The sequence below is a fragment of the Arenimonas composti TR7-09 = DSM 18010 genome (assembly GCF_000426365.1).
In the GTDB taxonomy this organism is placed as follows: Bacteria; Pseudomonadota; Gammaproteobacteria; order Xanthomonadales; family Xanthomonadaceae; genus Arenimonas; species Arenimonas composti.
Map to the genome: position 1 here is coordinate 34,023 of NZ_AUFF01000001.1, position 21,533 is coordinate 55,555.

General features: G+C 71.4%; 18 protein-coding genes and 1 pseudogene. 7 read left to right on the top strand and 12 right to left on the bottom strand.

Annotated features, from left to right (window positions below; genetic code table 11):
• Positions 1-59 precede the first annotated feature (59 nt).
• Positions 60-533: a hypothetical protein gene (locus K311_RS14550; protein WP_043797677.1), complete on the top strand. Its 474-nt coding sequence runs from the start codon at positions 60-62 to the stop codon at positions 531-533.
• A complete protein-coding gene (locus tag K311_RS14555; protein ID WP_425476563.1) occupies positions 530-1,438 on the top strand; it encodes a pseudouridine synthase in 909 nt (302 codons plus the stop codon). Before K311_RS14550 ends, K311_RS14555 begins: the two co-directional genes overlap by 4 nt.
• Positions 1,439-1,516: 78 nt before the next feature.
• Here the strand turns inward: K311_RS14555 and kbl are convergent, their stop codons facing one another.
• Complete coding sequence (kbl, locus tag K311_RS0100240) at positions 1,517-2,716, bottom strand: glycine C-acetyltransferase (RefSeq protein ID WP_026815637.1); 1,200 nt, start codon at positions 2,714-2,716, stop codon at positions 1,517-1,519.
• Between the two features lie 108 nt (positions 2,717-2,824).
• Between kbl and K311_RS0100245 the strand changes: the two genes are divergently transcribed.
• Positions 2,825-3,547: a TorF family putative porin gene (locus K311_RS0100245; RefSeq protein WP_026815638.1), complete on the top strand. Its 723-nt coding sequence runs from the start codon at positions 2,825-2,827 to the stop codon at positions 3,545-3,547.
• 1 nt (position 3,548) lies between these two features.
• Here K311_RS0100245 and K311_RS0100250 read toward each other — a convergent pair whose 3' ends face one another.
• The 3 genes from K311_RS0100250 to K311_RS14560 all read right to left on the bottom strand — a co-directional run bounded on the left by K311_RS0100250 (position 3,549) and on the right by K311_RS14560 (position 7,352).
• Entirely contained in the window at positions 3,549-5,105 is a 1,557-nt protein-coding gene (locus tag K311_RS0100250; protein WP_026815639.1) for a hypothetical protein, read from the bottom strand.
• Positions 5,075-6,097 carry an L-threonine 3-dehydrogenase gene (gene tdh, locus K311_RS0100255; RefSeq protein WP_026815640.1) on the bottom strand — a complete coding sequence of 341 codons (1,023 nt, stop codon included), beginning with the start codon at positions 6,095-6,097 and terminating at the stop codon, positions 5,075-5,077. Before tdh ends, K311_RS0100250 begins: the two co-directional genes overlap by 31 nt.
• A 112-nt stretch (positions 6,098-6,209) precedes the next feature.
• Positions 6,210-7,352, bottom strand: a complete 1,143-nt coding sequence (locus K311_RS14560; RefSeq protein ID WP_043797676.1) for an autotransporter outer membrane beta-barrel domain-containing protein — start codon at positions 7,350-7,352, stop codon at positions 6,210-6,212.
• 104 nt (positions 7,353-7,456) lie between these two features.
• On the opposite strand from K311_RS14560, the gene K311_RS0100265 reads away from it, so the two are divergent.
• Both K311_RS0100265 and K311_RS0100270 read left to right on the top strand, forming a co-directional pair.
• The gene (locus tag K311_RS0100265) at positions 7,457-9,583 is read left to right on the top strand and encodes a S46 family peptidase (RefSeq protein ID WP_026815641.1); all 2,127 of its coding nucleotides are present in this window, start codon (positions 7,457-7,459) and stop codon (positions 9,581-9,583) included.
• A gap of 25 nt (positions 9,584-9,608) precedes the next feature.
• Positions 9,609-10,997, top strand: a complete 1,389-nt coding sequence (locus K311_RS0100270; RefSeq protein ID WP_026815642.1) for an MBL fold metallo-hydrolase RNA specificity domain-containing protein — start codon at positions 9,609-9,611, stop codon at positions 10,995-10,997.
• A gap of 142 nt (positions 10,998-11,139) precedes the next feature.
• Here K311_RS0100270 and K311_RS14565 read toward each other — a convergent pair.
• Positions 11,140-12,873: pseudogene (locus K311_RS14565) on the bottom strand (monovalent cation:proton antiporter-2 (CPA2) family protein); the annotation flags it as partial.
• A 4-nt stretch (positions 12,874-12,877) separates the two neighbouring features.
• A complete protein-coding gene (locus K311_RS14570; protein ID WP_154659396.1) occupies positions 12,878-13,402 on the bottom strand; it encodes a YybH family protein in 525 nt (174 codons plus the stop codon).
• On the opposite strand from K311_RS14570, the gene K311_RS0100285 reads away from it, so the two are divergent.
• The gene (locus K311_RS0100285; protein ID WP_425476564.1) at positions 13,350-14,582 is read left to right on the top strand and encodes a DNA topoisomerase IB; all 1,233 of its coding nucleotides are present in this window, start codon (positions 13,350-13,352) and stop codon (positions 14,580-14,582) included. The two genes, K311_RS14570 and K311_RS0100285, sit on opposite strands and share 53 nt — an antisense overlap.
• 12 nt (positions 14,583-14,594) lie before the next feature.
• Here K311_RS0100285 and K311_RS0100290 read toward each other — a convergent pair whose 3' ends face one another.
• The 5 genes from K311_RS0100290 to K311_RS0100310 all read right to left on the bottom strand — a co-directional run bounded on the left by K311_RS0100290 (position 14,595) and on the right by K311_RS0100310 (position 19,574).
• Positions 14,595-15,044: an SRPBCC family protein gene (locus K311_RS0100290; protein ID WP_026815644.1), complete on the bottom strand. Its 450-nt coding sequence runs from the start codon at positions 15,042-15,044 to the stop codon at positions 14,595-14,597.
• Between the two features lie 73 nt (positions 15,045-15,117).
• Positions 15,118-15,891 (bottom strand): queuosine precursor transporter, encoded by a 774-nt coding sequence (locus tag K311_RS0100295; RefSeq protein WP_026815645.1) that lies wholly within the window; start codon positions 15,889-15,891, stop codon positions 15,118-15,120.
• A 38-nt stretch (positions 15,892-15,929) separates the two neighbouring features.
• On the bottom strand, positions 15,930-16,580 hold the full coding sequence (locus K311_RS0100300) for a DUF502 domain-containing protein (protein WP_043797675.1): 651 nt from the start codon (positions 16,578-16,580) through the stop codon (positions 15,930-15,932).
• Positions 16,580-19,048 carry a bifunctional serine/threonine-protein kinase/formylglycine-generating enzyme family protein gene (locus K311_RS17300; RefSeq protein WP_026815647.1) on the bottom strand — a complete coding sequence of 823 codons (2,469 nt, stop codon included), beginning with the start codon at positions 19,046-19,048 and terminating at the stop codon, positions 16,580-16,582. Before K311_RS17300 ends, K311_RS0100300 begins: the two co-directional genes overlap by 1 nt.
• Positions 19,049-19,121: 73 nt before the next feature.
• Positions 19,122-19,574, bottom strand: a complete 453-nt coding sequence (locus K311_RS0100310) for a DUF4442 domain-containing protein (protein WP_026815648.1) — start codon at positions 19,572-19,574, stop codon at positions 19,122-19,124.
• Positions 19,575-19,607: 33 nt separating this feature from the next.
• On the opposite strand from K311_RS0100310, the gene K311_RS0100315 reads away from it, so the two are divergent.
• Positions 19,608-20,429, top strand: coding sequence for a DUF3667 domain-containing protein (locus tag K311_RS0100315; protein ID WP_081683207.1), 822 nt, complete (start codon positions 19,608-19,610; stop codon positions 20,427-20,429).
• Positions 20,430-20,436: 7 nt separating this feature from the next.
• Here K311_RS0100315 and trxA read toward each other — a convergent pair whose 3' ends face one another.
• Positions 20,437-21,303: a thioredoxin gene (trxA, locus tag K311_RS0100320; protein WP_026815650.1), complete on the bottom strand. Its 867-nt coding sequence runs from the start codon at positions 21,301-21,303 to the stop codon at positions 20,437-20,439.
• Between the last annotated feature and the right edge of the window lie 230 nt (positions 21,304-21,533).

Here is a 21,533-nt window from a genome sequence, read left to right on the forward strand (position 1 = left end):
TCTTTTTTCCGGCGTGCGCGCCTAAGCTGCGCGCGTCGTTCGACTTCCGGGGAAGCCTGATGTTCCGTCGTCCGTTCCTGTTCGCCCTGATGCTGCCGCTGTTCGCGCACGCGCCGGTCGGGGTGGCGTCGTCGCCCGCCGTCGCACCCTGCGGCGCCGCGACCCTCGCACCGATGCCGGCCACGGTGCCGACGCCGGAAATGGCGCGCCCGCAGCCCGAAGTCGTCGCCTGCATCAACCTGCTGTCCTACGTCGAACGCGTGCGGCGGCCGGCGGCGCCGACGCCGGCGCCGGACGACCAGATGGCCTACCGCTTCTACATGACCCAGGAAGGCCGCCAGATGACCGCGGCCGAGTTCGACGCGTGGATGGCCGCGAAGGGCATCCGCGTCGCCACCGGTCGCCCGGCTTCGACCACCGGCACCGCGGTCGAGAGCGGCGCCACCAGCCAGCCGGTCCCGGGCGGCGCGGCGCCGGCGCCGCAAACCGTCGGCTGCGCGCCGCCGACCGTCGTGACGACGGCCGCCTGCTGAACCCGCGTACGCCGTACCGCCGCCCACCCCGTCGAACGGGTCCCCGCCGCGACGGGACCGGAGCGGTCGCTGCCGGCAAGTCCGCCGGCCGCCATGGCATCGCCCGGATGCTGTCGAAGTTCGGACTCTGTTCGCGCACGCAGGCGGCGGAATGGGTGCGCGGCGGCCGTGTCGCGGTCGCCGGCCGCATCGTTCGCGATCCCGATTTCCCGGTCTCGCCCGGCCAGGCTGCGATCACGGTCGACGGCCTGCCGGTGACGGCCGCCGAACGCATCGTCATCGCCCTGAACAAACCGCGCGGCCTGGTGACCACCGCCCGTGACGAGCAGGGCCGCGACACCGTCTACCGCTGCCTGGACGGTGCCGGCCTGCCCTGGCTGGCGCCGGTGGGCCGCCTCGACAAGGCCAGCGAGGGCCTGCTGCTGCTCGCCAACGATCCGCAATGGGCCGCAGCGGTGACCGACCCGGACAGCGGCCCCGACAAGACCTATCACGTGCAGGTCGATGCGGTGCCGGATGCCGCCCTGCTGGCGGCGCTGCAGGCCGGCATCGAGGACGCCGGCGAGTTCCTGGCGGCGAAATCCGTGCGCCCGCTGCGCAGCGGCGGCCGCACCGCGTGGCTGGAGATCGTGCTCGACGAAGGCCGCAACCGGCAGATCCGCCGCCTGCTCGCGGCCTTCGACATCGGCGTGCTGCGACTGGTGCGTGTCGCCATCGGCGACGTGCTGCTCGGCGAGCTCGCGAAGGGCGGCTGGCGGCGGCTGTCGGCAGCGGAAGCCGAGGCCCTGGTGGCGGGCCTCAGGCCGCCCGATCCCGCCAGAGCAGCACCGGCAGCAGGCCACAGCCGAAGCCCAGGCCGAGGCCGTACAGCAGGGCCAGGCCCCAGAGCGCGTAGGCCAGGGTGAGCAGGAACTGGAAGCCGCAGCAGGCCGCCGCGGCCGCACCGACCACTGCGATCAGCACGGCGACGACGCCCTGGGTCCTCATCCGGCGATGACGCCCAGTTGGCGGCCGACCTTCACGAACGCGGCGATCGCGCGATCCAGGTGCTCGCGGGTGTGCGCGGCGCTCATCTGCGTGCGGATGCGCGCCTGGCCCTTGGGCACCACCGGGAAGAAGAAGCCGATCGCGTAGATGCCCTCTTCGAGCAGGCGCGCCGCGAACTTCTGCGCCAGCGGTGCGTCGTGCAGCATCACCGGGCAGATCGGGTGCACGCCGGGCTTGAGTTCGAAGCCGGCGGCAGCCATCCGCGCGCGGAAGTAGGCGGTGTTCTCCGCCAGCTTCGCGCGCAGGTCGCCGGCCGCGGCGAGCATGTCGAACACCTTGATGCCGGCGGCGACCACGTGCGGCGGCAGCGAGTTCGAGAACAGGTAGGGCCGCGAACGCTGGCGCAGCATCTCGATCACCGCCTTCGGGCCGGTGGTGAAACCGCCCAGCGCGCCGCCGAGCGCCTTGCCGAGGGTGCCGGTGAACACGTCGATGCGGTCCATCACCCCGTGCACCTCGGCGCTGCCGCGGCCGGTGGCGCCGAGGAAGCCGGTGGCATGGCATTCGTCGATGTGCACGAGCGCGTCGTACTTCGCCGCCAGCGCGGTGATCTCGACGAGCGGGGCGATGAAGCCGTCCATCGAGAACACGCCGTCGGTGGTGATCATGATCGTGCGGGCGCCATCGGCGCGGGCCTGCTGCAGCTGCCTCTCGAGATCGGCCATGTCGCTGTTGGCGTAGCGGTAGCGCCTGGCCTTGCAAAGGCGCACGCCGTCGATGATCGAGGCGTGGTTCAGGGCGTCGGACACGATGGCGTCCTCCTCGCCGAGCAAAGGCTCGAAGAGTCCGCCGTTGGCATCGAAGCAGGCGGCATAGAGGATCGTGTCCTCGGTGCCGAAGAAGCCGGCGATCTTCGCCTCGAGCTGCTTGTGCAGGTCCTGGGTGCCGCAGATGAAGCGCACCGAGGCCATGCCGAAGCCGTGGCTGTCGAGCGCCTCCTTGGCGGCGGCGATCACGTCCGGATGGTCGGCCAGCCCCAGGTAGTTGTTCGCGCAGAAGTTCAGGACCCGGCGGCCGTCGGCCAGCACGATCTCGGCCGATTGCGGCCCGGTGATGATCCGTTCGGACTTGAACAGCCCCTGGTCGCGGATCGCGTCCAGTTCGGCAGCGTAGCGGGCGAGGGCGTTGGCGGACATGCGACGGACTCTGCTTTCGGGGAGGGGCACATTATCGACGTTGGGCCCGGCTCGTGCTGCAATGCCATCCCGGCTTCACCTTTTCCTAACCCAGCCCAGGAGTTCGCCATGACCCGCCGCTACCGCAAGACGCCGTTCGCCCTCGCCGCCGCGCTGCTGCTGGCGCTGCCGGTGGCCGCCCAGGCCCAGGAAGAGGAGGAGGAAGGCCCGTTCAGCTGGAACGCCGCCATCACCAGCGACTACGTGTTCCGCGGCGCCTCGCAGAGCGACGAGAACCCGGCGATCCAGCTCGGCTTCGACTACGAGCTCGGCAGCGGCTTCTACGTCGGCGTCTGGGGCTCGACGGTCGACTTCGGCCCGGGCAGCCCGTCGGTCGAGATCGACACCTACATCGGCTGGAACCACGACATCAGCGACGCCTGGAACTTCGACCTGATGCTCAACCGCTACAACTATTTCGGCGAGGACCGCGCCTACGGTGACTCCGACTACCTCGAGCTGATCGGCGCGCTGACGTACGCCGAGATGCTGACCTTCACCCTGGGTTACTCGAACGACGTCTGGGCGACCGGCGAGAACGGCTGGTACTACGGCATCAACACCAGCGTCGGGATCGGCAACGGCTTCAACCTCGATCTGGGTGGCGGCTGGAGCGCGTTCGATGACGCCACCGGGGTCGAGGACTACGCCGACTGGATGATCGGCATCAACCGCGACTTCGGTTCCGTCAACATCGCCCTCGGCTACTACGACACCGGCAAGGCCGGCGACTACAACTTCGGCGATACCGGCGACGGCCGGGTCGTGCTGACCTTCTCGATCGGCGGCTGATTCAGCGTCCGGCGCCGTCCGCCGGGCTCTCCGGCGGCGGCGCTTCCGCCCGCGTCGCCACCGGTTGCGGCGAGAACGGGCGCAGATAGGGCGGGGCGCCTTCGTAGGGCATCGCCGTCACCAGGCTCCAGCCGCGGCCCGTCAGCTCGCGCGCGGCGGTATCGCTGATCCCGCCCGACAGCAGCAGCAGGCGATGCGGTCGCCGGTCGATGGCCGGCAGCTCGAACCAGCGGCGGATTTCCGGGGTCCAGGCCAGCCAGTCCACCGCCAGCGGCAGCACCAGTTCCCCCTGCGCGGACTCCCAGGCCAGCAGCGCGCCCTGTGGCAGCAGGCGGCCGCCGGTGGCATCGGCGCCGACGTGGGCGGCGAGCAGGCGCAGGCTGTCGATCACGAAGCGCGCCTGCGGCTCGTCGCCGGCGAGCAGGGCGGTCTCGAGCAGGGCCTCGCAGCCTTCGCCGGGCTGCAGGCGCAGGTAGATCGCGACGAATTCCTGCTGCAGTGCCGGCGTCCAGGCGCCGGCGTGCACGAAGGTCCGCAGCAGGCGATCGTCGGCGCAATGCGGCGTCAGCGCGGCCAGTGTCTCCCGGCGCACTTCGCGCGGCGGTGGCTGCAGCACGAAGCGGTTGACGTCGGCGGCGTGGCCGGCGACCGCGATCGCGTCGCCACCGAGCAGGCGCAGGGCCTCGCCGGTCGCGAGGCGGCCGCTGGCCTCGGCCCAGGCGAGCTGGTCGAGGCGGTCGCCGAGCAGGCGGTTGCCGGTATCCGGATCGACGCCGAGGCGGGCGGCGAGCTGACGGCGCGCGTCCGGGAACGCAGCCTGGCGCTTGCCTTCGCGCACCACGTCGCGACCGCGGCGCTGCCACCAGCCGCGTGACGGATCGTCCTCCTCGTCGCCGGCGGCGCCGAGCGGCCCGGCGGGATCCTCCCAGGCGTCGTCGTTGTCCATCACCAGCTCATGGCCGCGATCGCCGAGGCGGCGGGTGCGTTCGCGCAGCGTCTGCCATTTCTCGCTGAACCAGCGGCCGACGCCCTGCGGCAGGCCGGTGACGCTGGCGACCGGCGAGGTGGCGATCGCCTGCAGGTCCCGCACCGGCTCGCCGGCGCGGTCCACCGCGGCATCGGCGATCACGCGGGCGATGCCGGACTCGTCCAGCCGCGCGAGTGCCGGCATTTCGCGCACGCGCACCGCCAGCAGGGCGACGCTGTCGGCCTCGACGTCGCCCCAGCGGCTGCGGATCGTGAAGCGCGCCTGGTGGCCGCGGATCGGCACTTCGGGATCGACGCGCCAGCCGGGACCGGACAGCAGTTCGGGAGGCAGCAGCGTCTCGGCGGCGAACACCGGCTCGAGCTCGGTCGTGGCGTCGGCGGGATCACTGACCGGCACCCGCTCGATCACCGTCGCGACGCCACGCGCCTGCGCGGGAACCGGCGCCAGCGCCGCCAGCGCGACCACCACCGTCGCCGCCGACACGGCGGCCGGCAGCAGGCGGAGCAGCAGGGACGGACGGCGCGCGGCGGCGGCGGGCGTCAGGTCCAGGAACAGACGACCTTGCCGCACTGCCCGGACTCCATCAGCTCGAAACCGCGCTGGAAGTCGTCGATGTGGACCTGGTGGGTCAGCACCTTCTGCAGCGGGAAACCCGACTGCACGAGCTGCGTCATCTTGTACCAGGTCTCGTACATCTTCCGGCCGTAGATGCCGTGCAGCACCAGGCCCTTGAAGATCACCTTGTCCCAGTCGATGCCGGCGCCGTTCGGCAGGATGCCGAGCAGGGCGACCTTGCCGCCGTTGTACATGCAGTCGAGCATGTCGTTGAAGGCGCGCGGATTGCCGCTCATCTCGAGGGCGACGTCGAAGCCCTCCATGTGCAGGTCCTTCATCACTTCCTTCAGCGACTGCTTCGAGACGTTCACCACCCGCGTGGCGCCCATCTCGGCGGCGAGCTTCAGCCGGTAGTCGTTGACGTCGGTGACGACGACGTTGCGGGCGCCGATGTGCTTGCAGATGCCGGCGGCGATGATGCCGATCGGGCCGGCGCCGGTGATCAGCACGTCTTCGCCGACCACGTCGAACTCGAGCGCGCAGTGCGCGGCATTGCCGTAGGGGTCGAAGAAGGCGGCGAGTTCCGACGGGATCGAGTCCGGGATCGGCCACAGGTTGGTCGCCGGCATCACGATGTATTCGGCGAAGGCGCCGTCGCGGTTGACGCCGATGCCGACGGTGTTCGGGCACAGGTGCTGGCGGCCGGCGCGGCAGTTGCGGCAGTGGCCGCAGACGATGTGGCCTTCGGCGGAGACGCGGTCGCCGATCCGGTAACCGGTGACGCCGGGGCCGATCTCGACGATGCGGCCGACGAATTCATGGCCGATCACCAGTCCCGGCCGGATCGTGCGCTGGCTCCACTCGTCCCACTTGTAGATGTGCAGGTCGGTGCCGCAGATCGCGGTCTTCTCGAGCTTGATCAGCACCTCGTTCGCGCCCGGCGCCGGCACCGGCACCTGCTCCATCCAGATGCCCTTTTCCGCATGGCGCTTCACCAGCGCTTTCATCGTCTGCTGCGTCATTTCGAACCGTTCCGGGAGCGGCGGGGAGGGCGGCGATTATACGCCCGGGGGCTGAACTCCCCTCGTCAACCTGCACCGATCGCGGCTGAAGCCGCTCCTACAGTTCGACGCGCCAGCCGATGGCGAGCACGCGCTCCTGCAGGAAGGCATGACCGATGCGCTGGCGGTATTCGATGAAGCCGGAATGGCCGCCGGTGAAGACGAACACCGCGCCGAGGCCGGCTTCGCCCCAGTCGCTGTCGGCGTCGTCGGTCGCGAAGATCACCGGGGTCGCGTTCGCATCCTGCAGGAAGGTCACCCGTACCGGCCGCGACGGATTGGCGTACTCGTGCCGCCAGCCGAGCCGCGCCATCGGCTGCCAGACGCCCCAGGTCGTGGAGATCGTGTGGCTCAGCGTCGCATCGAGGCGGCCGCGGCGGCTGACCACCGCGCGGCCGGGGATGCGGATCGCGAAACCGGCACCGCCGCTCTCCAGGTAGGGGTCGATCGTCGTGCGCTGCCAGTCGACGCCGGCGCCGAACTGCCACTCCCAGCCCCCGGCGGGCAGGGTCCAGGTGACGCCGCCGCCGGCGAGCTCGCGCTCGGCGTCCATCGCCGCGCTCGCGACGGCATCGACGGCGATGCCCGAAGGCAGGCGGTAGAGGATGTGCCGGCGCAGGTCGTAGTCGCCGGCGAGGCGGCCGGCGTAGGCGTCGACCGACCAGGCCGGATGCGGCGTCCAGCCGGCGGCGAGCACCGGGCCGGTGAAGCCGGTGCGCATGCGCCCGCTGCTGCCGAGGAAGGCGAGGTCGTCGCGGGTATGGCTGAGCAGCAGCGCCAGCTGCCAGCCCTCGGCCGGCATCCAGTCGACGCCGGCGGTGAGGCTGCCGGTGTCGCCGTCGAAGGGCGCCTCGTTGACGCCGTCGCGGCGCTTCAGGCGGCCGCGGTCGGCGGAGAAGAACAGCGACCAGCCCGGCGCGAGTTCGATGCCGGCGACGGCGTCGTCGGGGGCGCCGTCGCGCGTCGCCGCGCGGCCCTGGCCGGGGATCTCGTCGAGCGCGTTGCCTGCGGCCGCCGCTTCGCGGCTGCCCGGGCCCCCGGCGAGGATGTCGGCGCAGCGCGTCACCAGGTCGCCGGTCGCGCCGGCGCAGATCGCGTTCCACTGCGCGGCGAGGGCATCGTCGGGGGACTGCGCGCGCGCTGTCGGCGCCACTGCCAGGGACAGCACGAGCAGCGTCGGAAAAGCCAGGCCTTCGCGCATGTCCCATTCCCCTGTCGAATGCCGGAAGTCTAGCCGCAAGTCACGGACCAAGGGTGTCGGCCGCTGCTAGGCTTGGGGTCTTTCCACCCGCACGAGGTCCCGCCATGCGCTTCACCGTTCTCGCCGCCGCACTATCGCTGTCGTTCGCCGCGCAGGCGAAGGAGGGCATGTGGGTTCCGCAGCAGTTGCCCGAGATCGCCGGGCCGCTGGCCCAGGCCGGCCTGGAACTGGACCCGCAGCAGCTGGCCGACCTCACCGGCGATCCGATGGGCGCCGTCGTCGCGCTCGGTGGCTGCACCGCCTCGTTCGTGTCGCCGCAGGGCCTGGTCGTCACCAACCACCACTGCGCCTACGGCGCGATCCAGCTGAACTCGACGCCCGAGCGCAATCTGATGGACATCGGCTTCAACGCCGCGACGATGGCGGATGAGGTCTCGGCCGGCCCGAATGCCCGCGTCTACGTGATGGACCGCATCAGCGACGTCACCGAGCGCATGCGCGGCGCCGCCGGCGACCTGCAGGGCCTCGAGCGCCAGAAGAAGCTGGAGGAAACGCAGAAGGCGATCATCGCCGAGTGCGAGGCCGACGCCGGCTACCGCTGCACCGTCTACAACTTCTTCGGCGGCCAGACCTACCGCCTGTTCCGGCAGATCGAGATCCGTGACGTGCGCCTGGTCTACGCGCCCCCGGGCGGCGTCGGCAGCTTCGGCGGCGACGTCGACAACTGGATGTGGCCGCGCCACACCGGCGACTTCTCGTTCTACCGCGCCTACGTCGGTCCGGACGGCAAGCCGGCGCCGTATTCCGAAGACAACGTGCCCTTCCAGCCGAACCAGTACTTGAAGCTCGCCGACCAGCCGCTCGAGGCGGGCGATTTCGTGATGGTCGCCGGCTACCCGGGCTCGACCGCGCGCTACGCGCTGTACGACGAGTTCCGCGCCGTGCAGGACTGGCAGTATCCGGTGGTCGGCGCCCACCTGAAGGCGCTGATCGCGATGATCGACGCCGCCAGCGCGACCAACCCGGACATCGCGGTGAAGTACGCGACGACCGTGCGCGGCTGGAACAATTCGACGAAGAACTGGGACGGCCAGCTCAACGGCTTCCGCCGCACCGACGCCGCCGGCCACAAGCAGCGCGAGGAACAGGCGGTGCTCGCCTGGCTGCGCAGCCGGGGCCGCGAAGGCCGCGCCGCGCTCGACGCGCACGCGCAGCTGGTGCGCATCGCCGCCGATTCCGCGAAGACGCGCGAGCGCGACCTGGTGATCGGCCAGCTCGGCAACACCGGCCTGCTCGGCAACGTGCGCTCGCTGTACCGCCTTTCGATCGAGCGCGCGAAGCCCAATGCCGAGCGCGCGCAGGGCTACCAGGAACGCGACCTGCCGGCCTTCGAGGGCGGCGTGCGCCAGCTCGAGCGCCGGTTCCACCCGGAGATGGAGAAGCAGCTGCTCGCCTACTGGTTCGCCGAGTACCTGAAGCTGCCGGCCGGGCAGCGCATCCCGGCGGTCGACGCCTGGATCGGCGGCAACGACGCCGCGGCGGTCGCGCGTGCGCTGGATGCGGCCTATGCCTCGACCACGCTCGCCACCACCGACGCTCGCCTGGCGCTGCTGCAGTCCGACCGCGCCGCTTTCGAGAGCAGCGAGGATCCGCTGGCGAAGCTGGCGGTGGCGCTGATGCCGGAACTGCTGGCGCTCGAGGACGTCGGCCGCGCGCGGGCCGGCGACAACAACCGCTTCCGCCCGGTCTACCTGGCGGCGGTGCAGGATTACAAGCGCAGCCGCGGTGAGTCCGTGTATCCGGACGCCAACCTCAGCCTGCGCCTCACCTTCGGCAACGTCGTCGGCTACGTGCCGCGCGACGGCGTCGAGCACACCCCGTTCACCTCGATCGACGGTCTCGTCGCCAAGCACACCGGCGAGGAGCCGTTCGACGCTCCGCAGGCCCTGATCGACACCGCGGCGGCGATGAGCGCCGAGGAGAAGGCGCGCATCCCGGTGAACTTCCTGTCCGACCTCGACATCACCGGTGGCAACTCCGGTTCGCCGGTGCTCGATGCCCGCGGTCGCCTGGTCGGCCTGGCCTTCGACGGCAACTGGGAGAGCGTCAGCTCGAACTGGGTGTTCGACCCGGTGATGACGCGCATGATCTCGGTCGACCACCGCTTCATGCTGTGGGTGATGCGCGACGTCTTCCCGGCGCCGCGCCTGCTCGAGGAAATGGGCCAGTAGGGGCCGCGACCAGGAGCCGGTGATTATGCGTGTTCGTTTCCACGGAGCGGCAGGCGAGGTCACCGGTTCCTGCCACGAGGTCGAGGCCGGCGGCCACCGGCTGCTGCTCGACTGCGGCATGATCCAGGGCAGCCGGGAACAGGAACGGCGCAATCTCGAGCCGTTCCCGTTCGCCGTCGACGGGCTCGATGCGGTCGTGCTCAGCCACGCCCACATCGACCACTGCGGCCGGCTGCCGCTGCTGGTCGCACGCGGCTACCGCGGCCCGATCTGGGCCCAGAAGGCCACCGCCGACCTGCTGCCGATCATGCTGCTCGATGCCGCCTCGCTGGCCGAGGCCGACGCCGCCCGCTTCAACCGCGAGGCCCGCGACGGCCGCAGCGACCACCGGCCGCTGTTCGACCGCGACGACGTCGAGGCGACGATCCGGCAGCTGCGGGCGATCGCCTACGACGAAGCCACGGAAATCCTGCCCGGCGTCGTGCTGACGCTGCGCGATGCCGGCCACATCCTCGGTTCGGCCAGCGTCGAACTGCGCGCGCAGGAAGACGGGCACGAACGCGTGCTGGTGTTCTCCGGCGACATCGGCCCGCGCGGCACGCCGATCCTGCGCGATCCGGCGCCGGTGCCGCGCGCCGACCTCGTGCTGCTGGAATCGACCTACGGCGACCGTCGCCACCGCGACCGCGCCGCCACCGTCGCCGAGATCGGCGGGATCCTCGAAGACGCCTGGCGCGACCAGGGCAATGTGCTGATCCCGGCCTTCGCCGTCGGCCGCAGCCAGGAACTCCTGTACTGGTTCGCGCGCCACTGGGACGAATGGAAACTGGCGCGCTGGAAGATCTTCGTCGACAGCCCGATGGCCGCGAAGGTCACCGGCGTCTACGCGAAGCACGCGGACCTGTTCGACGAGGCCGCGAAGCGCACCTGGCGCGACCGTCCGGAGCCGTTCCGGCTGCCGAACCTGCGCCTCACCGTCGACCAGGCGCAGTCGCGCGGCATCAACGGCGTGCGCGGCGGCGCGATCATCATCGCCGGCTCCGGCATGTGCAACGGCGGCCGCATCCGCCACCACCTGCGGCACAACCTCGGGCACGCGCAGACGCGGCTGATCTTTCCCGGCTACCAGGCCGAGGGCACGCTCGGCCGCCGGCTGGTCGACGGTGCGGACGCGGTGATGCTGATGGGCGAACGCGTTCCGGTGCGTGCGCATGTGCACACCGTCGGCGGCCTGTCCGCGCATGCCGACCGCGATGGCCTCGCGGAATGGTACGGGCGTATCGACGGCGCGCCGCCGGTCGTGCTGGTGCACGGCGAGGACCGCGCACGCACGGCGTTCGCACGCACGCTGCAGGAACGCTTCGGCAGCGACGTGACCCTCGCGCGCCCGGGACTCACGACCGACGTCCTGTAGGAGCGGCTTCAGCCGCGATACGCCTTTTCTTCTCTTTCTTTTCTTTCTTTTCTTTTCTTTATCTTCTCTTCTCTTCCGCCACATGCCTTGAACGTGGAAGGCATCGCGGCTGAAGCCACTCCTACGAACTGGGCTTCCTCGCGTTGCCGTAGATCAGCGCGCGCCCGGCGAACTCACCGCCGGCGAGTTCCAGCTGGAAGCGCTCGCCGTCGCGGCGGCGAACCTCGGCGAGCACGCGCTCGACCTCCTCGTCGGGCACCTCGAGCTCGCGCAGCGCGGCCGCGCCGAAGGCCAGCGCCGACTCGAACACCTCGCGGATCTGGAAATCGACGCCGGCCCGCACCAGCGAATACGCGTGCTCGCGGTCGAAGGCGCGCACCAGCAGGCTGGCCTGCGCGAAGTGCTGCTTCGCCAGCGCGACGACGCGGTCGGCGGCCGCGCGGTCGTCGATGCAGACCAGGATCGCGCAGGCGTGGCCGGCGCCGGCCGCGTGCAGCACGTCGAGGCGGGTGCCGTCGCCGTAATGCACCTTGAAGCCGTAGTCGGCGGCGTTGCGGATGTCCTCGGGATTGGTCTCGATGATCGTGACCTCGAAGCCGCGCGCCAGCAGCGGCTGGCTCACCACCTGGCCGAAGCGGCCGAAACCGATCAGCAGCACGTTCGCGCGCAGGTCGCGTGCCGCCTCGACACCCTCCAGCGACGGCGCCGGCTTGCGCACGAGGCGCTTGCCGACGAGCACGAACAGCGGCGTCAGCAGCATCGACAGCACGACGATCGCGGTCATCCTGGCGGCGGTGCCGGTGTCGATCACCCGTTCTGCCGCGGCGGCGGCGAACAGCACGAAGGCGAACTCGCCGCCCTGCGCCATCAGCACCGCGCGGTCGAAGGCTTCCGCATGCGGCGTCTTCAGCAGCCGCGCGACCGCGTAGATCGCGACGCCCTTCACCGCCATCATCGCCAGCACGCCGGCGACGATCAGCGGCCAGTTCGCGGCCACCAGCGCGAGGTCGAGGGCCATGCCGACGGCCAGGAAGAACAGGCCGAGCAGCAGGCCACGGAATGGTTCGATGTCGGCTTCGAGCTGATGCCGGAAGCTCGACTCCGACAGCAGCACGCCGGCGATGAAGGCGCCCATCGCCATGCTCAGGCCGCCGAGCTGCATCAGCAGCGCGGCGCCGAGCACGACCAGCAGCGCCGCCGCCGTCATCACCTCGCGCGCGCGTGCCGCCGCCAGCACCCGGAACAGCGGGTTGAGCAGGAACATGCCGGCGACGATGAGCGCCGCCAGCGAGGCGATGCCGGTGCCGACCGCGAGCCAGCGCTCGCCGGCGGCCGCCGGCGCGGCATCGGCCGGCGACATGAAGGCGACGATCGCCAGCAGCGGCACGATCAGCATGTCCTCGAACAGCAGGATCGCGACGATGCGACGGCCCGAGGGCAGATTGATGTCGCCGCGCTCGGCGAGCAGCTGCATCACGATCGCGGTCGAGGTCAGCACGAAGCCGAACGCGGCGACGAAGGCGACGCCGGGGCGCAGGCCATAGCCGATGCCCAGGCCGGTCAGCAGCAGGCCGCAGGTGGCGATCTGCAGGGTGCCGAGCCCGAAAATCTCCCGGCGCAGCCCCCACAGGTGGCTCGGCCGCATCTCCAGGCCGATCACGAACAGGTACATCACCACCCCGAGTTCGGCGGTATGCAGGATGGTCTGCGGATCGGCGAAGAGGCCGAGCCCGAACGGACCGATCGCCAGCCCGGCCGCCAGATAGCCCAGCACCGAGCCGAGCCCGAGCCGGCGGAACAGCGGCACCGCGACCACCGCGGCGCCGAGCAGCACCACCACGTCGACCAGATGGTCGCTGCCGGCGGCGGCCATCAGGCGCTCACTCCGCCGCGGCCGGCGCGGCTTCCGCCGGCGCGGCGCGGCGGCAGGCACAGGCGCCGTCGTCGAACACGACGCGCCAGGTGCCATCGGCGTCGCGGCGCCAGGTCGAGCGGAACTCGGCGACCACGTTGCCGTCGGGCGCGAACACCGGACCCTTGGTCTGCGCGAGCTGGCCGCTGGACAGCACGACGACGGTCTCGGGCCGCCAGGAGAACGGCGCCTCGGCGTCGGCGAAGTAGTTGCGCCACTCGGCGAGGATCGTCGCCTTGCCGTTCAGCGGCCGGGCGCCGTTGACGAAGATCGCGTCGTCGGCGATGTGCGCGGCGAACGCGTCGAAATCGCGGTCCGCCATCGTCTGCGCGAAGGCGGTCTCGGCGGCCCGCACTGCGGCGACGAGGGCGGGATCGCCGAAGGCATCGGCCGCCGGCGCTTCCGGGGGCGGCGGCACCTGCGAGGTCGCGATCACGGCACTGGCGGCCAACAGCAGGGCGGGCAGCAAAGCGAAGCGGCGGAATCGGATCATCGTCGGCCTCCTTGGGAATTGCAGCGATGCTGCGCCCGGCGCGGCTCGCCTGGCTAGGGATTGTCGTCACGTGCACGTGGCCGCCGCCACCCTGCGCGCCATGTCCACGCCGGCCTCCGCCACCGAAGACGCGCTCGCCGATGCGGCCGGCGCCGGCCTGCGCTGGGTCTGCGACGGCGAGTCCGGCTACCGGCGAAAACGCGCCGGCCGCGGTTTCGACTATCGCGACGCCGAGGGCCGGCCGGTGCGCGACCCCGACACGCTCGCACGGATCCGGGCACTGGCGATCCCGCCGGCCTGGACCGACGTGTGGATCTGCCGCAGCCCGCGCGGCCACCTGCAGGCCACCGGCCGCGACGCCCGCGGCCGCAAGCAGTACCGCTACCACGCGCGCTGGCGGCAGGTGCGCGACGACAACAAGTACGCCCGCCTCGTCGCGTTCGCCGACGCCCTGCCGAAGCTGCGCCGCCGGCTGCGCGCCGACCTGCGCCGTCCCGGCTGGCCACGCGAGAAGGTGCTGGCCCTCGTGGTCGCGCTGATGGCGCAGACGCTGTGCCGGGTCGGCAACGACGAATACGCGCGCAGCAACCGTTCCTACGGCCTGACCACGCTGCGCAACCGCCACGCCGAATACCTGCGTGGCGGCCGGCTGCGCCTGCGCTTCCGCGGCAAGGCCGGCAAGGAGCACGACCTGCAGGTCGAAGACGCGCGCCTGGCGAAGCTGGTGCGCGGCTGCCAGGAACTGCCGGGCCAGGCCCTGTTCCAGTACGTCGACGACGACGGTGCGGTGGTGCCGGTCGATTCCGCCGACGTCAATGCCTGGCTGCAGGCCGTCTGCGGCGAGGACTTCACCGCCAAGGATTTCCGCACCTGGGGCGGCACCCTGCTGGCCTTCCGCCTGCTCGCGGCGACGCCGCTGCCGGAACCGGGCCGCGACGGCCGCATCGCCGCCAGCGCGATCGCCGCGGCGCAGAAGCAGGTCGTCGCCGATGTCGCCGCCGCGCTCGGCAACACCGTCGCCGTCTGCCGCAAGGCCTATATCGATCCGCGGGTATTCGCCGGCTGGGAGGACGGACGGCTCGCGGCCTTCGCCGCACGTTGCCGGGGTGGGCGACAATGGGAAGCGGCGCTGCGACGGTTCCTGGCGCGGGGGAACGGGCGGGCAGCGACCAGGAACTAGCGAACCGTCGTGCTACCTGCGGGTCGAGACGCCGTGTTCGCCCTCGACGACGTCCTTCAACCCGGCCAGCACCTGCCGCCAGTTCGCCTCGGCGTGTTCGCGCGCGGCGACGTCGGCCGCGCCGTCCTGGCGAAGCGTCACGCGGGTGCCGCCGTCCTCCCCGGCGAGGTCGATGCGGACGATGTGGCCAAGGTCGTCGCCGCCGTCCTTCGCCGTGCCGCTGACGTGCCGATACTCGAGCAGGACGCCGGGCGCGGCCTCGATGACCTCACCGTGGTCCTCGAAGCGCCGGCCCGCGTACTCGCCGGACCAGCGGATCGGGCTGCCGGTGCGCCAGTCGCTGCGCACGTCGGCGCCGAACAGGTAGCGGCGGATGCGGGCCGGATCCGTCAGTGCGATCCAGACGTCGTCCGGCTGCGCGTCGATCCAGATCGTCGCATCGGCAACGGGGCCTTCGAGCATCGCGGTTCTCCGGAATCGTGATGCGTCGCAGGGTCGCGCCCGCGGGGTGAAGATGTCGTGGTGCGGTGGCGCCTCAGTCCCGCGCGGCGTGCTCGCGCAGCGCCTTCGCCGTGTCCGCGCCCAGCCAGCCGGTGATCGCCCGCCGCACCAGATAGAGCAGCGGGATCAGCGCGATCGCGGCCGCCATCTTGTAGACGTAGTTGAGGCTGCCGACGGCGAGGAACAGCGAGGTCGGCCACTGCTGCGGGCCGAGCACGAAGGCGATGTAGAGCACGACGAAGGAATCGACCAGCTGCGACACCGCGGTCGAGCCGGTCGCGCGCAGCCAGACCATGCGCTCGCCGGTCGCCGCGCGGATGCGGTGGAATACGCCGACGTCGATCAACTGGCCGATCATGAATGCGACCAGCGAGCCGGCGATCGTCCACAGGCCCTGGCCGAACACCGCCGCGAATGCCGCCTGGTAGTCGGGCACGCCCTGGCCGGTGGCGACGCCGACCCACCATGCCGCCGGCGCCAGCGCGATCGCGACGTAGGCGAAAACGAAGCCGTAGACGATCAGCGCCGCCGCCAGCCAGCTGATGAAGCGCACGCCGCGCTTGCCGAAGAATTCGTTCACGACGTCGGTCATCACGAACACGATCGGCCACAGCAGCGTGCCGGCGGTGAAGTTCAGCGAGCCGCTCTCGCCGAACAGGTTCCACCTCAGCGGGTCGATGCCGAGCGTGTCCTCGAGCGCGAAGATCTTGACGCCGATGAACTCGGCCAGCAGCGCGTTGGCGACGAAGAAGGTCGCCAGCACCAGGAACAGCCGCTGCGTGCGCGGATGGTGGCTGACGTCGGGCAGCGCGCCCGCGGTGGAGGCCGCGACGGGTGCCGGCGTGTTCACGGCGCTTCGCCGCCGCGCCGGAACGGCATCGTGTCCGGGCTCACCGCGCCCCCGGAAATGATGAAGGTCATCGCCTCGTCGACGGTCCAGTCGGTCGGCGTCAGCAGGTCGACCGGCACGACTTCGAGATAACCCGAGGTCGGGTTCGGCGTCGTCGGCACGTAGACCGCGGCGAGTTCGCGGCCACTGCCTTCCTCGCGCATCACCCGGGTGACGAAACCGACGCACTTCATCTCGCGGTGCGGGAAATCGATCAGCACCACGCGGCGGGTGCCGTCGGGCTTGGCCTGCAGCAGGTCGAGCAGCTTGCGGGCGCTGCCGTAAATCGTCTTCGCCAGCGGGATGCGCGCGATCAGCGCCTCCAGCCAGGCCAGCAGGCGCTGGCCGACGACGCGGCGGGCTAGGCCGCCGACCGCGACGATGAACAGCACGGTCGCGAGCACTGCCAGCGTCGACTGCGCCCAGGGATCGTCGAGCCAGCCGAGCACGCGCGGCCAGGCGTCGGCGAGCTGCCCGGACAGCGGCCCGACCACCGGCTCGCTGAGCCGCGACAGCCCGACCAGCACGAACTTGAACACCACCCACACCAGCCAGATCGGCAGCAGGGTCAGCAGGCCGGTCAGGAACCAGGCGCGCAGCCGGCGCATCACGGAATGCCGAGCTCCGCCGCGCCGACCTCGCGGACCAGGCGGAAGCCGGTGTCGTCGTAACCGGTGTCGGCGTCGAAATCGTCGGCCTGCGTCGGCGTCGCGCGGGCCGGATTGTCGCGCCAGCCCATGCCGGCGACGATGCGGCGGTTGCAGCTGCGGGCGCAGTCGCCGAGCCATTCGCGGGCATTGCCGAACAGGCCGGTCAGGCCGAGCGGTGTCGCCGGGCCCTGGCTGGCGGCGACCGTGCCCTCGCTGCCGCAGGCCAGGCGACCGGTGTTGCAGGAGGCGGCGGCGCCGCGGAAATCGGCGAGCTGCTGCCACTCGGCGCGGGTCGGCAGGCGCCAGCTCTGGCCGGTGCGGCGGCTGAACCACTGCGCATAGGCCTGGGCGTCGTCGTGGCTGACGCAGAGCACCGGGTGGCTGTTGTTCTGCGCGAAGCCGGGCTCGTCCCAGCTGCGCTTCTTCAGGTTGATCGGCGCGAGCCGGTTGCGGCAGCGCGCGGCGGCCCGCCCGTTGGCGGCGGCGAAGGCCGCGTACTCGCCGCGCGTGACTTCGCTGCGGGTCGCCGCGAGCCCGGGACGGCCGTCGTGGGGCAGTTTGACCAGCACGACCGCGGTGCCGCCGGCGTCGAGGCGATCGCCCGGCGCCGGCAGCCGGATCGCCTGCGACCACAGCGGTTCGAGCTGGTCCGACGGCACCTCGAGCGCGGTCGCCAGCGCCTTGGCGCGCGCCACCGCGGCGGCATCGACCGCGTCGAATGCGGACTGCAGCCGGGCCGTCAGCAGTGGCAGCAGCGCGGCGCGATAGTCGGCCCAGGGCTTGCCGTCCTGGCGGCCGAATTCGGCGACCAGCGGCGCCGCCTTCGCGTGGTCGGCGCGGGCGTCATCGTCGCGCCGCTCCTGCAGCGCCGCGTGCGCACGCGCCGCGTAGAAACCGATCACCTCGTCGGCGAGGCGGGCGAGGGCGGGATCGGCCGGCGCCAGTTTCTGCGCCGCGCGCAGCGATTCGACCGCGTTGTCGCCCGGCGGCAGGCTCAGCCGCTGGCGGTCGATCTGCCGGCGGGCGGCGGCGAACTCGCGGGCGCCCGGGCGGGTCGGGTCGTAGTCGAGGGTGTACACCGCGACCTCGGCGGCGACCGAACCGAAGGCCGAAATGGTCGCCGGCGGCACGACCGGGGCGGCGTCCGCGGCGGCGGCGTCCGCGGCAGGCGTGCCGGCGTCGGTGGCCGCGACGTCGGCGAGGTCGGTGACGGCGTCAGGCAGGGCCGGTGCCGGCGCGTCCGCCGCCAGCGGCAGCGGCACCGGCTCGCCGGTGGCGGCATCGACCGCGACCGGCGGCGGTTCTTCCGCGGCGGGCGCAGGCGGCAGCGGCGCCGGTTCGGGAGGCGGCGCCGCTTCGGGGGGCGGGGCCGGCCGCGGCGGCGGCGTCGACGGTCGCGCCGCGGATCCGTCGCGCCCGGGATCGAGGAAGTCCGGCCCGTGCTCGCGGCCGGCCCACCACACGAGCACCATCGCCGCGATCGCCAGGCCGCTGAGGATCGACACCGCCGGCTTCCAGCGCGCGCGCAGCCAGCCCTGGGCCTTGCCGAGATCGACCACCGGCTCCGCCGGCGGCCCGGCTTCGGCGATCTGGTTCAGCGCGCCGAGCATCTGCTGCGCATTGCGGTAACGATTGTCCGGCGATTTCGCCATCGCGCGGTCGATGAACGGTTGCCAGTGCCGCTTCTCGGGCGGCAGCCGCGGCACCGGGTCCTGCGCGTGCATCAGCGCCAGCGCCAGCGGATCGGCGGCCTGGTAGGGCAGCTTGCCCATCAGCAGTTCATAGGCGAGCACGCCGACGCTGTAGAGGTCGGCGCGGCCGTCGACGACTTCGCCGCGCGCCTGTTCCGGCGCCATGTAGCCGCCGCTGCCGACCGCGAGGCCGGCGGTGGTGATGCGGGTGGTGTCGCGCTTGCTCAGGGCGATGCCGAAATCGGTGAGCAGCGGCCGGTCGGCGTTGTCGAACAGCACGTTCTCGGCCTTGACGTCGCGGTGGACGATGCCGCGCGCATGCGCGTACTCCAGCGCCGACAGCAGCGAGCGCAGCACCTCGACGACGCGGCTCTCGTCGTGGGTGAAGTCGCGCTGGCCGAGGTGGCCCTTCGCGAGGTAGGGCAGCACGTAGTACAGCAGGCCCTGGCGTGTGCGCCCGACCTCGTGGATGCCGACGATGCACGGGTGCTCGAGTTTGGCGATCGTGCGCGCCTCGTGTTCGAAGCGCTGCTTGCTGATCTCGTCGGTCAGCGCCTCCGGCGACATCACCTTGACCGCTACCTGGCGATCGAGCGATTCCTGCACGCCCAGATAGACCTGCGACATGCCGCCCTTGCCGATCCGCCGCAGCACCCGATAGCCCGGGATCTCCGGCATGAAGCTGGAGAGCAGCGCGCTCAGTTCCTCGGGAGAAAGCTCTTCTTCCTGCTGCATGGCGCGGGACGGGATCGCGGAGGCGAGTTGCCCAGCATACGGCAGCCGCCGGAGCGGGCAAGCCTCCCGACGCTCAGCGGCCGCGCTTGCGGCGCACGTAGATCTGCTTGCGGACGCGGGCCACCACGTCGCCGGCCTGGTCGCGCACCTCGGTCTCGAACCAGCGCAGCACCTTGTCGCCGCCGGCGGCGGCGTCGCGGATCGCGTCCACCACCGCGGGGTCGACGTGGAATTCGGCGTGCACGGTGCCGCGGCCGGGCTTCTCGAAGCTGATCTCGCCGGCGCGGTCCCAGACCATGTAGTCCGGGCCCAGCCGCTGCATCAGCAGCAGCATCCAGAACGGGTCGGTCATCGAGAACAGGTTGCCGCCGAAATGGGCGCCGACGTAGTTGCGGTTGTACCAGTGCAGGCGCAGCTCGACGCGCGCGTGGCTGAAGTCCTCGGCGATCGTCGGGACGCGGATGCCGGCGAAACGGAACGGCGGCCAGATCGCCATCAGCAGGCGAAGGCGGGTAGCGGGCTTCATCGGTGGGCTAAGCTCGGGCGCAGAGGAGGGGGAATGGACCAGCGTTGCGGCAATTGTGACGAAGTCCTGCGCGGTCCGTACTGCCACGTATGTGGGCAGAAGCGATTCGCCGACGGGGATCGCCGCTTCGGCCATCTCGTGGCACAGTCCTTCGAGGCGCTGACCGACCTCGACGGCCGCTTCTGGGGCAGCCTGCGCGCCCTGCTGTTCGAACCCGGCCGCCTGAGCCGCGACTACCTCGCGGGCCGCCGCGCACGCTGGATGACGCCGACCGCTCTGTTCCTGCTCGCGAACGTGCTCTATTTCCTGGCGCCCGGGCTGACCGACTTCGCGCTGCCGCTGCACAACCAGGAAGGGCAGATGTACGGCGCGCTGGCGCGGGAGATGATCGAGGCGCGCATCGCCGCGCGCGCGCAGGACGGGCCCTACACCCGCGCCGACTACGCGCCGGTCTACGACGCCGAGACCAGCAACGTCGGCAAGGCGCTGATCTTCGTGCACGTGCCGGTGCTGGCGCTGGGCATGATGCTGGCGTTCCGGCGTTCGCGGCTGTATTTCGCCGAACACCTGGTGGTGGCGGTGCACCAGTTCGCCTTCGTGCTGTTCTACATCCAGCTGGTGATCCACCCGGCCGGCTGGCTGCTGTACTGGCTCGGCATCCCGCGCAGCGGCTGGCTGAAGATCGTGCTGGTGCTGCCGATGGCCGTCTGGATCACGTTGTCGCTGCGGCGTGTCCACGCCTGCTCGTGGGCGGCGGCGATCCTGTGGCCGTTCGCACTGAACGCCGCGGTGGTCGCCGCCAACCTGCTGATCTACCGGCCGCTGCTGTTCCTGATCACCTTCGCGCTGACCTGAGCGCCGTTCAGAACAGCAGCGATGCCATCTTCCGCCGGTAGGTGCCGACCAGGTCCTCGTCCTCGACGATGCGGAAGGCCTCGACCAGCGCCTTGCGCGGCAGCCCGTCGGCGTAGCCGCGGTCGCGGCGCAGCATCTCCAGCAGGTGTTCGAGGCCGGCCGCGGCCTGGCCCTCGAGGATCCGCCGCACCGCCAGCAGGTGGCGGGCGCGCAGGTCGCCGGGGTCGGTGGCGAGCGCGGCTTCCAGCGTTTCCGCCGGCGGCGCATCGCGCAGGATCGCCATGAACTCCAGGCGCGCATGCGCGCGCAGGGCGCGGTCGTCCTGGGCGAGGTTGGCCGGCAGGGCGTCGAGCAGGCGGCGCGCTTCGGCGTCGCCGCCGGTCTTCAGCAGCGCCAGCGCCAGGTCGAGCTTCAGGCCGTCGTCGTCGGGCTTGTCCTGCAGTTCATGGCGCAGCCGCACGACCTCGGCATGCGGATCGACCGGCGCCGCCTCGACGTCGACCGGGGGCGCCTGTTCGGCCGGCTTCGGCTCGATGCCGTGGTGGGCCAGGAACTGGCGCATCTGGCCTTCGCTCAGCGCGCCGGGGATGTGGTCGGCCATCTGGCCGTCCTTGAACAGCACCATCGTCGGCACCGAGCGGATCTGGAAATAGCCGCCGAGCTCGCGCTCCTGGTCGACGTCGACCTTGGCCACGAGGAAGGCGCCGCCGTACTCGCCGGCGAGCTTCTCGAGGATCGGCCCGAGCGTCTGGCAGGGACCGCACCAGGTGGCCCAGAAATCGACCAGCACCGGCACTTCCTTCGACTTCAGCAGCACGTCCTGCTCGAAGCGCGCAAGGCCGGCATCGAACACGTGGGGATGGGCGGTGGTCATCGTGGGGCTTCCGGTGAGGGGGACTGGGGACGAAAATGGTGCCAGCGAGGCCGCTAGGCAAGCCATCGTCGAGGAAGCCGACGTACCTCCGCTCACGGCGAAGGCACTTTCCCAGGCGCCGGCAGCGAACCGGGCCGCCGGCCTGTGGGGCCGAAAGTTTTTCCGAGCCACGAGGAGGAAAAAGCTTTCGGTCACGCGGGCACAGGCGGGCCAGCGTCACCGCCAGCGCC